Source organism: Mucilaginibacter pankratovii (assembly GCF_014773265.1).
GTDB classification, from domain to species: Bacteria; Bacteroidota; Bacteroidia; order Sphingobacteriales; family Sphingobacteriaceae; genus Mucilaginibacter; species Mucilaginibacter pankratovii.
Genome location: NZ_JACWMY010000002.1, coordinates 697,187 through 708,946 on the forward strand (window position 1 = coordinate 697,187; position 11,760 = coordinate 708,946).

Genomic DNA, 11,760 nt, shown 5'->3' on the forward strand with positions numbered 1-11,760 from the left:
ACTTTACTGTACTTAAGTTAACGGCAATTATCCCCGTACAACCACAGGCTATATAACCATTAGTTAAGTGAGAGCCGTAAACATCAGCAAAAAAACAGGAATTATGGAAAGGTAATTTGATCAGGTTGGCCCACAACCACCTCGGGGCGGTTTTTGTGCATCTCGAATACACCGGTTGCGCACAAGCGTTTCCCCTTAAGATTTGCCCAGTCTAAAACAATTTTATTGCCTTTTACAGCGATGGTATATTTCTGATTAGGATAATTACCGCCCATGTTGATGAGCGTGAGCGTATCGCTGAAGATCTTGATGGAAGAAACGGTATCGCAAAGCGATTTTGATTTACCAAGGTTGTTTTTAAAATCTTCGGCATTAAAGGTTTGCGCAGAAGATCTCACAGCGAACGAAACCAGGAATACAAACAGGAATAACAGTTTTTTCATGATGCTAAGCTATAGTTCAATTACAAACAAATGGGCGTAAGGGTTTAGGTTTACCGCACTTCAATTTTCCTCTACGTACTTTTTAAAGTTGTTTAATATGGCCTGCCAGCCCTGCCGCTGCATCTCAACAGGATGCGTGCCTTCGGGTTCGAAGGTTTCTACAACTTTAGATATCTCATCATCTTCGTCATCTTTAGTAAAAACAACGCTTACTTTTCGGCCGTCGGCTATCGTGTATTCAATAAGCTTATACTCTTCAACTTTTGTATAAACGCCTTCAAAATCAAAGCTCATGCTGCCATCTTTAGCGGCCATAGTTGCTGTGAATTTGCCGCCAACTTTAAGGTCGTTACTTGCCTTTGGGGTATGCCAATCGTCGCTCGCGTTGTTCCATTTTACAATATGCTCGGGCTGGATCCAAAGATCCCAAACTATTTCTATGGGGGCATTAATAGTAGCTTCTATGGTAATTGGTTGTTTGCTTGAATTTGCCATGGTGTTTTAGCTTAACAATATTTGAGGGCAATATACTATTTGCGGGGCATATTTAATGCTACCCCGCCATAGCATTGCCTGCTTTATCCATATTTAAGGGCGCAAGCTTTTGGTATAGCGAGGCCGGCTGGAATGGCTTGGAGAGATAATCGTTCATTCCGGCGAGGTTAATTTTTCCGTTGATATTGTGCGATACCGATGCCGTTAGCGCGATGATAGGGATACGCGCCTTAACGGGGTCGGCAAGCGCGCGGACGGCGGTAGTTGCCTGGTAGCCATCCATAATGGGCATATGCAGGTCCATCAATATTGCATCAAAACTGCCGGCCAGTAATTTGTCTACCGCATCCTGCCCGTTAGCGGCAACAACCGAGGTGGCATTCCATTTGGTTAACAGTTTCACCAGCAACAAGGAATTTATAGGGTTATCCTCGGCTATCAGGATGCTGAGGCCTTCTAAACTACTACCCATTGCCGGGAGTATGCTGACAGGATTAACAACGCCTTTATACAAGCCAAAATCCATATCAAACGAAAATGAGGAACCTTCCCCCTGCTTGCTTTGCAGATGAATTTCGCTGTTGAACAGTTTTAATAAGCGTTTTACAATAGCCAGCCCAAGCCCCGTGCCACCATAATGCCGGGTAGTATCTGCGGATGCCTGCGTAAATGGGTCGAAGATAGCATCCAGCCTGTTTGGGGCAATACCTATCCCGGTATCAGAAACCGAAAAATGCACCTGCATATTATCTTCGGTTTGGCCCAACGCGGTTGCCTGTACACTAACGCTCCCCTTCTCGGTAAATTTAATGGCGTTACCCACCAGGTTATATATAATTTGAGTGATACGTGTAGGATCGGTGACTATCCATTTGCCTTTCAAATTCTCATCTACATGCAGCACCACATCAAGGCCTTTTTCCCTTGCCTTTTGCTGCAGCCCGGTGCATACCTTGTGCAGCAGGTCGGGCAAATTCACCGGGATGGCTTCCAGTTCTATCTTATCGTTCTCGGTTTTGTTGTAGTCCAGTATATCGTTTACCAGTGTTAGCAAACTCATGGCCGAAAATTCGAGGATATCCAGGTTCTCTGTTTGTTCTTCGGTGGCGGTATCTTTTACCAGGTTGGTCATCCCTATCACCGCGTTTAAGGGCGTGCGCAACTCGTGCGACATGGTAGACAGGAACACCGAGCGCGAATCTGCCAGCGCTTTGGTTTCGGCAACGGTTGCCTCCAGCTGTTTATTTAAGGCTTCTTTCTCGTTCACATTATCGCGAAAAGCGCAGTAGAACAGGTAATGCACCAGCAGCATGGTGATAAAATTCATAAACACTACTGCTTCGAAACCCGGGGAGGGTAATTCCTCGGGCACAACCGCCAGGTGCCAATTTTGGCGATTGGTAACCGCCAGAAAATACATTACCGGCGATATGGCCAATATGCTGTAAATAACAGCGTAACGGCTATCGATAAGGTAGTAACTTACAAAAGTTACCATAAACACAAACTGTATGGTAACGAGGTTTATATTTTGCTGAAAAAGAAAAATATTCGACCAGATGCCCGCTATACCTATCAGGATCATCCCCTGCGAGATAATATTGATATTAAGTGGCTTGTATAATAAATATTTGGTGAGCCCCATGTAATACACCAGCACAAAAATTATGCGGTAAAGCTGGCGATCCTGGATACTGTGATATACCATGGGCAGTATGATCACTATCTTGAGCATGGAGAGCAGCAGGATGGTGTATAAAATTTTTATCCGGGCCTTTTTCAAGGTATCGGGTTGCTGCGCCAATACTTTTTTTAAGGAGAAATTAAAAAAAGGTATGTGAGTATCCATGGACATCAATGAAGGCAATTAGGGTAAGTATTAACTTGAAAGCTAATTTATTAAAAAACATTTAATAAAAATTCCAAATCATCAACCATCAACGTATTTATTACATTGGCAGCGCAAGTTTTTATCGTCGGCAACAGTTATACTGCTAAGTACGGTAAATAGTTACAGTTAATTATATGTTACACCATATATAGCCGGCTTGTTACAAAAGGGTTTTTAATTGCGCGGGGGCAATGATGGATGAGGCACGAAAATAAGGCCGGGGGGTGTTCCAACTAAAAAGTGGGACACCCAATTATTGCAACCATCTATTTATTAAGTAATTACACTTTTTTGTGAAACACTTTGGAACACCCCTATTATTTAAATAATAACCACATATTATTGCAAATCAACTTGTTAGGTAAATAATTACTCATCGCATAAAATTCAGTGAAACACCGTAAGTGAAACACCAGGAGTCGGACAAAATCGCATCACTTATTTTTTAAGTCCTCCACTATCCGTTTCACAAAGGCTTCTTTATTCTGCTTCAATAGCTTAGTGTATGCATCGCCCGCCGAATGAATCGGCAAATAAGCGTGGGCCCATAGCATCAGCTCCACCAACGCAGGTAACAGGTCGATACCCTTATGGGTTAAGCGGTAAAGTATTTTGGCTTTGCTGTCGGGATGCGTTTCTTTGGTCAGCAGCCCGGCGGCTTCCAGTTTAGCTAAGCGGCTGGCCAAAATATTGGTTGCTATCCCTTCATTCGACTTCAACAATTCGTTGTAGGTGTGCTTTCCATGCATGATCATATTCCAGATGATCATTAGCGACCACTTATCGCCAACAATATCCAAAGCAGAACCCACAGGATCCCCGGGCCGTTGTTTACTTTCTTTCACAATACAAAACTGCAAAAACAACTTGCAAATAACAAGTTAATATTTTAGGTTTGTTATATTCATTATCAATTCAAAATAACAATTATGCTTACCGCCATCAACCCAAAGCTCCCCATGCGCAATAAAGCCATCACGCGCGATTTTTATATCAATAAACTTGGCTTTACGCAATTCGGCGGCGATTATGATGGTTACCTGATGGTGGAGAAAGACAACATCCAGATCCACTTTTTTGAATTTGCCGATTTAGACCCCAAAAAGAACTACGGGCAAGTTTACATCCGCACAGATGATATCGATGCGTTCTTTCAGCTTGCCAAAAAGCAGGGTGCAGATGTTACTACCCTGGAGTATAAACCCTGGATGCAAAGGGAGTTCTCCATTCACGATCCGGATAATAATTTATTGACGGTTGGGCAGAGTATGGTTTAAAATTACATCGTGGTGGTGATGCGGTGATAATATCGACGCCATGCTGAATCGCCGGGTTTACTTTTTTTAATTACTAATTAAATAAAACAATTCCACCAACATATGTTGTATACACATGAATAGTTATGTCCCAGTAAATGTGTTAATTATAGATGATGACCCCATCCATAATTTCATTTTTGAAAAATTTGTGAGAAGAGTAGTTTCCGATGCTAATATCTCTTTTTGTTCAAACGGAGAGGCTGGGATAGATCTGCTACTCGAACTTATCAGAAAAGATGATGAACTATTTCCCCGAGTGATATTCCTGGATATCAAAATGCCAGTAATGGATGGCTGGGGATTTTTAGAAGAATACCATCGTTTAAATATGGATAGTATCGTTGGCGCAAAAATTTACATAACAACATCCTCAATTTTTATGCAGGATAAGGAACGTGCGCTAAATTATGTAGTAGTTGAAGATTTCATCAGCAAACCAGTATCTGCAGATATGCTGGAGCAAATTTTTGAGTAAAACCCAAACCGCGTAACATTAATAATCGTCGGCGTTTACCGTAGTTCATCAAGCTGAAACATAATGTCTGTTCGCAAAACATATTTTGTTCCTTGTGTTACTGCACTGCCTTGATGTTCCACGTTGTGCAAAAAAACAAGTGCCGAACCTTGTTTGGGCTGAACGGAAAGCTCATTGAAAACTGTCTGTCCGCCCTCAAAATTTTCATTCAAGTAAATCATAAAGGTAAAATAGCTCGCTTCAACATCGTTCCTTATATAACTTTGATCTCTATGCTGTTTAAATTCTTGCCCTGGTTGATATTTATAAAACCTAAAAAGTTCATTTAATCCCACAGCTTTACTGTGACCAATTTGCAGTGGCACAAATGGTTTCAATTTCTGCCAGAGCGCATCAGCAAGTTGGTAGTCTTTATAAATAACCCTATTATTATTACGAACTGTTAAGATAACTTTCTGCCCGTTTTCTGTTTCAACAGTCGCGGGTTCATAACCTATAGCTTCGCTTTTTAAAATAAAATCTTCACATTCTTTTGGTGTCCAAAAACGGTCGATTGTGAAAATACTATTGTTAATGATAAGCTTTTTCATACTACAAAGTTTTCAAATTAAGGGCGAGGGTTCGGGATTTTTGTAACCGGAAACCCTGCTACAACAAAAATATAATAAAAAAGCAGGCCAGTAATAGCCTGCTTTCTTTTTCCGCCGTTGTTGGTGTTGTCACCAATAACTACCGGATGCATTTACTTACAGCTGAGGCAAAAAATATTATTACTAATAAGTACTCTTCAATTATGTAGATTGTGCTTCTGCTTAAGACGGCAAATGGGATGAGGATGAGATCAACATTAACAACCAGCAAATTATGATAAAGGAAATCAGGATCAGGTACATGCACTCTGATGAGGAGTATCAACATAAAGTTGATCATGCCATCGGCTTTCTCAAAAAGAAGGAAGAGGTTAAAATAATTGTAGTGCTCAAAGGGAAGGAAATCACCCACCCGGAGATTGGCGAAAAACTGTTGCTTCGTATCGCCAAAAGTTTGGAGGGCGAAGGCAACGCCGTACTACCCCCGGTTATAAACTACAGAGAAGTATATTTGCTGTTTACTCCAAAAACTGCCGGGTAACAGCGCCCGGGATAAGTTAGCCTGCGCTATGTAAAATAAAAAAGCCTCAAACATTTGTTTGAAGCTCTGATGATCCCATTTGGGTTATTTTCGAACCAGCTTATATGCCTAAATAAACCCCGCAGGCTTGCCGGGGCAAGGCGCTGCGGGGTGGTAACCGCTACGTTACAGTTCTTTATCCTCAAACATTTTTGCGTCGCGGGTATTTTTTTGTACGGCAATGGCCGAAAACATGCTCAGGCAGAATGCCATGGCGTAAAAGCCTTTCTCACTTCGGGCGAGGTCGGCATTCCACAGGCCAATGGTCAATAATACCATTGCTGCAATAGTGGCAAACCAACTGATGCCGTAGTAAAGATCGGTTACGGCAAGCCCTTCCGACCGGTCCCTAACACTTTTTTGTACGGAGATCACTGCGAATAAGCCAAATAATAAGATGGTGAAATAATAGCCTTTTTCGTTCAGATCCATAGTTGCGTTCCATAAACCGATGAGATATCCTGTCACTCCTGTTAATAAGGCCAACCAGGAGGCGCCGATAAATGCACCAGTAGGTTTAAATGGGTTTCTAACATTCTCGCCATATTTTACGGCGGTTGAATTTCCTTCTGTTCTGTTTTGTAGCGGTTCCATGTTGTTTTGTTTTTGTTGTTAATATGGAAGCAAATGTCTGCTATAAACCAAGCCTGAAAAAGTTAGAATACGAAAATTACTGACGATATATTTTACTATTGTTGTACCTTTATGTACATTAAAATATCCAAATGAATCCCATTCAGGAGTTGATCAACCTGCTCAATAATACCGATAAAAAGCTTTTCAGGCAGTTTTTACAACGGAAAAACAAACGGAGTGATGTAAAAAACCTGGCTTTGCTTAATTTGATAGAAACTGACGATATAGATGGCTTAAATAAACTCTACGATCCGAAGAAAAATAATGATGCATACCATGCTTTACGCAAAAGGCTGCAGGATAATTTGTTGTTATTCTTATCGCAAAAAACCTTTGAGAGCAACCATTCCGACACTTACGACGCGTTGCGCCTGGTGGTGGTGGGTCGTTTTTTGTTAGAAAACGACGTGGTTAAAATAGCATTCAAATGCCTGGATAAGGCTGAAGGGCTGGCTAAACATTTAGAGCAGTATAATTTATTGAATGAGCTGTTGCTGCTAAAGCTACAGTATGCCCACCTGCCGGGAGCCGAAGATCTGGATGCTTTGACCGCGCGTTTCCTGCAAAACCAATCGGACATGCAACGCGAGGCCAGGCTAAATATGGCCTACGCCTTTTTGAGGCAGGAACTGCAGCAGATACACCTGGAAGGAAAGATCGTTAATCTGACGACCCTGATGCTGACGACGATCCGGAAATACAAAATTTCCGAAGAGGACCTGATGTCCTATAAATCCATTTATCAAATTCTTTTCATAGCGAATGAATACGCGGCTATCCAACAGAATTACGGATTGATAGAGCGTTATATCCATCGAACAAATCAATTTATAAGCCAGGCGGATAAAAAATCGTCCTACCTTTTTTACCATACATCCATCCTGTATTTCCTGGCAAACTTTCATCTGAGGCAAAAGGATTTTGTAAGGAGTGCATTATATTTGAAGGAGATGATGGATCTGATGCTGACCGATCCCGCTTATTATACACTGTTTTATTTGCGCTATCAATTACTCTCTGCGCTCAACCTGTTCTACACAGGCTTTGCTGATGATGCGATCGCTTTATTGCAGAGATCGCTCTCCAATACTAAACATAGGTATAAACCAGAAGATATTGAGGATGTGCGAATATGCCTGACTATGTTTTTGGCCCTGTGCAATGAACGGGGAAGTTTAAAACAGCTGACATTACTGACACGTACCGATGCCTGGTATGAAAAGAAAATGGGCATGTTATGGACCATCAGAAAAAATCTGATGGAAATTTTGGTACATGCACAGTTCTCTAACATCGAGCTTGCCATGTCGCGGCTAAACAGCTTCAGGCGGCGATATAAGAAGTACCTGCTGAAAACTTCGGAAGAACGCGTGCTACTGTTTCTGAAACTGGTTGAAACACACCTGTTAAAACCCGATGTAACTTTTGAAACATCGTATAGAAAAAAGGTTTTAAGCCTGCTTGATGGGGCAGGGAATAACGATATCTTCACGTTGAGCTTTATTGCCTGGCTGATAGCACGCTGGGAGAAAAAGACAGCTTACCAGGTTATGCTAACACTCGTACAGCAAAAAAGCCTTTAATCTTCCGACTAAAGGCTTTGTGCTTTAAAGTGATCCCAATAGGATTCGAACCTATGACCTACAGATTAGAAATCTGTATCGCAATCGCTCCAAATGTTATCCCTATTTTTTGCTTTTGTTAACTATCTTATAAATATCCAACCTCCGGTCTTTCAAATTCCTCACAGCGCCAAAGCTATGCAGTTCCTTCAGCAGGTCTATATCAACATCGGCTATCAGCGTGGTTTCGGTATTTGGCGTAGCTTCGGCTTTGATCCCATTGCTCGGAAAGGAAAAATCCGATGGGGTAAATACAGCCGACTGGGCATACTGTATATCCATGTTATGCACTTTAGGTAAGTTACCCACACTACCTGCTATAGCAACGTAACATTCGTTTTCTATCGCGCGGGCCTGTGCGCAACTCCTAACACGGGTGTAGCCGTTTTGTGTATCCGTCATAAACGGCACAAAGAGAATTTGCATACCCTGTTCGGCCAACAACCGCGGCAATTCCGGAAACTCCACATCGTAGCAAATCAAGATACCAATTTTACCGCAGTCGGTATCGTAGGTTGTAATTGCATCACCCCCTACCATTCCCCAGGCGCTTTTCTCAGCTGGTGTAAGGTGAATTTTTCGGTACATTTCATAAGAACCATCTCGCCTGCACAGATATCCTACGTTTAGCAATACCCCATTTTCCAGGTATGGCATGCTGCCTGTTATAATATTGATATTATAACTGATGGCATACTCCATAAATTTATCGCGCAGCAGGGCCGTGCTTTTGGCTATCTCGCGCATGGCGTCCGCACCGCTTAAATGGTTATAAGCCGCCATTAAAGGCGCGTTAAAAAGCTCGGGGAACAAAATAAAATCACTTTGGTAGTCGCTAACAACGTCAACAAAAAATTCTATCTGCTCATATAACGACTCCATGTTTGGGAACGGCCGCATTTGCCATTGCACCAACCCTAAGCGGATAATGGATTTTTTCGAATTGATATGTGCAGCTTCTTCGTTGTAATAAATGTTATTCCATTCTAATAAAGAGGCGTACTCCAGCGATTGGGTATCGCCGGGTAAATAGCCTTTTAAAATTTTCCTTACGTGGAAATCGTTAGCAAGCTGGAATGATAAGGTAGGATCATGAATCTCTTTACCCTTTACTTTTTCCAGGTAGGCTTTGGGGGTGAGCTTATCCGCATAATCTTTATACTTAGGTATCCGCCCTCCTGCTATAATGGCACGCAGGTTATGCCTTTCGCAGATCTCCTTGCGGGCATCATACAAGCGTCGCCCTATACGCATCCCCCGGTATTCGGGGTGTACAAAAAAATCAATACCGTAAAGCACATCACCTTTGGTATTATGCGTAGAGAAAGTGTAATTACCCGTTATTTGGGCATAAGTATGGTTATCGCCAAATTTATCATAATCAACAATGAGCGACAGGGCGCATCCGGCAATATTGCCGTTCACCAGTATGCAGATCTGCCCTTCAGGGAATATTTCTACCAACTGGCTGATATGGGTTTCATCCCAAAACGAAGCACCCTCCCATTCTGAATACGCTTCTACCATTGAGAATTTTAAACCGAGGTAATCGTCTTTAGTCAGCGTACGTAGTTCTATTTTTAAATCTTCGTTCTTTGTTTCGTTTTCCATTTTGTGTAGGTAATTAAAGGGTCAACAGGCAAACAACATTCACGATAGCCTGCCGGTTTAACAAAATCTCACTAAAATAAAAAAAGCAAACCAATATGGCTTGCTTTTCCACTAAAGTGATCCCAATAGGATTCGAACCTATGACCTACAGATTAGAAATCTGTTGCTCTATCCAGCTGAGCTATAGGACCCGCAATATTTTGCGGTGCAAATATGCAAATTTATACTTAAAACGGCAATAGCACGTTTACAGTTTTGAAATACCAAATTAACTATATCATTAATAAAACTTCTTTAAACGTAATAAAACTTATCTTTACCCCCGAGGATTGTGAACATGGGCTTACCGCTGCGAATTACTTTTGATGATAAAGATTATGTGTACCAGATTGTTAACAGCAAACTGATAGGCCAAAACACCACCGAACTTGAACTTTTGCTAAATGGCGAAAAAGTAGAGCTGGTGAAGGATGCCAAAATGGTTTGGACGCTTAAAGAAGGCGATACCTCCTTAGACCCCGCCCTGGTTCAGGCGCTGGGCCGTTCGGTTTCTTTGCGGCTGCGGATGTAGCTGATCCAACCGCTATCCTATTTCCTTTTATTTATTGCGTCTCATAAACAGATTCCGCCACCAGGGGATAACTTTTATACGTATTTACCCTTCCTTAAAATTCAGTTATACCCTAAAACCACCGTTTTAGTAGGCTATAGTTAACCTGCCGATAATATTGAATTAATAATTGTGAAAATATTACATATAATTGTACCCGGTACTCCATAGGGCACAACGCGTTACGCCGCGCTTTATATGTCAATTTTACAGGTAATTTTGCAAGTAATTTCACCCTTAAAAGTGTCAGAAAAAACTCTAAAAAGTTTAATTTTTCGCATAAAAAAGCGGTTTATACTGTGTAATTGGCAAAAAATAGCATTAAAAGTACCAAGTGTTTTTTTTACAATAAGTTAATCATACTTTTAACACAATTTTTTAACAACTCATTACTTATATGATCATAATTGCTGACGGTGGCTCAACCAAAACAAATTGGTGCCTGGTTACTGAAGAAGGTAAAAAAGTGTATTTCAACACCGAAGGTTACAACCCGTATTTTGCTCCGAAAGAGTACATCATACAATCCTTAAAGGAGAGTTTACCTACCGACCTGGAGAAGGATAATATTACTGAGGTTAACTATTACGGCGCCGGTTGCTCTACCCCGGAGATGCGTAAGATCGTAGAAGATGCCATGCAGGTGGTGTTCTCAAAATCGAAGGTAAACATAGGTCATGACCTGCTCGCCGCTGCCCGCGCATTGCTGGGTAACAACGAAGGTTTCGCGGCTATTTTAGGCACAGGTACCAACACCTGCCTTTATGATGGTAAAGATGTAGTTAACAATATCGATTCGGGCGCTTACATCCTGGGCGACGAAGGCAGCGGTTGCTACATAGGCAAAAAGCTTTTGGTAGATTACCTGCGCGGCTACATGCCCGAGGCTGTGCGTAAAGCATTTTGGGAAGAATTTAAATTAACACCGGATGATATCAACGAGATAGTTTACACACAACCACGTGCAAACCGTTTCTGCGCAAGCTTCAGCAAATTTGTTTACGATAATAATGTAAACATCGAATACTCGCGTAACCTGGTACGTACCTCTTTCGAGGATTTCTTTAAAAACCTGGTTACCCACTACCCCGATTATCAAAAATACACCTTCAATTGTATCGGTTCGGTTGGCTATAACTTCCGCAACGTGCTGGAAGAAGTTTGTACCGAAAACGGCATGACCGTTGGCAACATTATCCGCTCGCCTATAGATAACCTTGTGAAATACCACCTGGAGTTGGCACCTTCGAGTTTATAGTTAGCAGTGGGCGGTTTGCAGTTTGCAGCCGGAAACTTGTTTAAAGCATAAAAGGGAAAGCCGGTAAACTTTACGTTTACCGGCTTTCCCTTTTTTTGCCCCATCGTCATTGCTGTAAAGGTTAGATAATTCGGTAACAGATTAGCTTTACGTAACAAAGCTAAAAAGTTATGCGCATCAACACGAATGACCTAACACTGAAACGTAATTATTTGCAGACGTACCGTTTG

13 protein-coding genes and 2 tRNA genes are annotated in these 11,760 nt (G+C 41.7%); 6 read left to right on the forward strand and 9 right to left on the reverse strand.

Translation table 11 applies throughout. The features are described 5' to 3' along the window. Nucleotides 1-101: 101 nt before the first annotated feature. From IDJ77_RS05600 to IDJ77_RS05615, 4 genes are all read right to left on the reverse strand, one after another. The gene (locus tag IDJ77_RS05600) at nucleotides 102-443 is read right to left on the reverse strand and encodes a hypothetical protein (protein ID WP_191187937.1); all 342 of its coding nucleotides are present in this window, start codon (nucleotides 441-443) and stop codon (nucleotides 102-104) included. 60 nt (nucleotides 444-503) lie between these two features. Further along, a complete protein-coding gene (locus IDJ77_RS05605; RefSeq protein WP_191187938.1) occupies nucleotides 504-938 on the reverse strand; it encodes an SRPBCC family protein in 435 nt (144 codons plus the stop codon). Nucleotides 939-996: 58 nt separating this feature from the next. Then, on the reverse strand, nucleotides 997-2,787 hold the full coding sequence (locus IDJ77_RS05610) for an ATP-binding protein (protein ID WP_191187939.1): 1,791 nt from the start codon (nucleotides 2,785-2,787) through the stop codon (nucleotides 997-999). A 476-nt stretch (nucleotides 2,788-3,263) separates the two neighbouring features. Beyond that, nucleotides 3,264-3,674: a winged helix-turn-helix transcriptional regulator gene (locus tag IDJ77_RS05615; protein ID WP_191187940.1), complete on the reverse strand. Its 411-nt coding sequence runs from the start codon at nucleotides 3,672-3,674 to the stop codon at nucleotides 3,264-3,266. Nucleotides 3,675-3,758: 84 nt separating this feature from the next. Here IDJ77_RS05615 and IDJ77_RS05620 point away from each other — a divergent pair, with 84 nt between their 5' ends. Together IDJ77_RS05620 and IDJ77_RS05625 are read left to right on the forward strand one after the other, a co-directional pair. Further along, nucleotides 3,759-4,106 carry a bleomycin resistance protein gene (locus IDJ77_RS05620; RefSeq protein WP_191187941.1) on the forward strand — a complete coding sequence of 116 codons (348 nt, stop codon included), beginning with the start codon at nucleotides 3,759-3,761 and terminating at the stop codon, nucleotides 4,104-4,106. Between the two features lie 115 nt (nucleotides 4,107-4,221). After that, nucleotides 4,222-4,623, forward strand: coding sequence for a response regulator (locus tag IDJ77_RS05625; protein WP_191187942.1), 402 nt, complete (start codon nucleotides 4,222-4,224; stop codon nucleotides 4,621-4,623). Between the two features lie 35 nt (nucleotides 4,624-4,658). On the opposite strand, the gene IDJ77_RS05630 is transcribed toward IDJ77_RS05625, so the two are convergent. After that, nucleotides 4,659-5,213 carry a prolyl hydroxylase family protein gene (locus tag IDJ77_RS05630; protein WP_191187943.1) on the reverse strand — a complete coding sequence of 185 codons (555 nt, stop codon included), beginning with the start codon at nucleotides 5,211-5,213 and terminating at the stop codon, nucleotides 4,659-4,661. Nucleotides 5,214-5,469: 256 nt separating this feature from the next. Here IDJ77_RS05630 and infC point away from each other — a divergent pair, with 256 nt between their 5' ends. Beyond that, on the forward strand, nucleotides 5,470-5,754 hold the full coding sequence (gene infC, locus IDJ77_RS05635) for a translation initiation factor IF-3 (RefSeq protein WP_317174307.1): 285 nt from the start codon (nucleotides 5,470-5,472) through the stop codon (nucleotides 5,752-5,754). A gap of 165 nt (nucleotides 5,755-5,919) precedes the next feature. Here the strand turns inward: infC and yiaA are convergent, their stop codons facing one another. Continuing rightward, complete coding sequence (yiaA, locus tag IDJ77_RS05640) at nucleotides 5,920-6,387, reverse strand: inner membrane protein YiaA (RefSeq protein ID WP_191187945.1); 468 nt, start codon at nucleotides 6,385-6,387, stop codon at nucleotides 5,920-5,922. A gap of 131 nt (nucleotides 6,388-6,518) precedes the next feature. On the opposite strand from yiaA, the gene IDJ77_RS05645 reads away from it, so the two are divergent. Further along, nucleotides 6,519-8,012: a hypothetical protein gene (locus IDJ77_RS05645; RefSeq protein ID WP_191187946.1), complete on the forward strand. Its 1,494-nt coding sequence runs from the start codon at nucleotides 6,519-6,521 to the stop codon at nucleotides 8,010-8,012. A 30-nt stretch (nucleotides 8,013-8,042) separates the two neighbouring features. On the opposite strand, the gene IDJ77_RS05650 is transcribed toward IDJ77_RS05645, so the two are convergent. From IDJ77_RS05650 to IDJ77_RS05660, 3 genes are all read right to left on the reverse strand, one after another. Continuing rightward, nucleotides 8,043-8,114, reverse strand: a tRNA-Ser gene (locus IDJ77_RS05650). Further along, nucleotides 8,115-9,662: a carbon-nitrogen hydrolase family protein gene (locus tag IDJ77_RS05655; RefSeq protein ID WP_191187947.1), complete on the reverse strand. Its 1,548-nt coding sequence runs from the start codon at nucleotides 9,660-9,662 to the stop codon at nucleotides 8,115-8,117. 117 nt (nucleotides 9,663-9,779) lie between these two features. After that, nucleotides 9,780-9,853 (reverse strand) — tRNA-Arg (locus IDJ77_RS05660). 146 nt (nucleotides 9,854-9,999) lie between these two features. Between IDJ77_RS05660 and IDJ77_RS05665 the strand changes: the two genes are divergently transcribed. Next, the gene (locus IDJ77_RS05665; protein WP_191187948.1) at nucleotides 10,000-10,233 is read left to right on the forward strand and encodes a hypothetical protein; all 234 of its coding nucleotides are present in this window, start codon (nucleotides 10,000-10,002) and stop codon (nucleotides 10,231-10,233) included. Between the two features lie 436 nt (nucleotides 10,234-10,669). Continuing rightward, the gene (locus tag IDJ77_RS05670; protein ID WP_191187949.1) at nucleotides 10,670-11,530 is read left to right on the forward strand and encodes an N-acetylglucosamine kinase; all 861 of its coding nucleotides are present in this window, start codon (nucleotides 10,670-10,672) and stop codon (nucleotides 11,528-11,530) included. The last annotated feature ends 230 nt before the right edge of the window (nucleotides 11,531-11,760 follow it).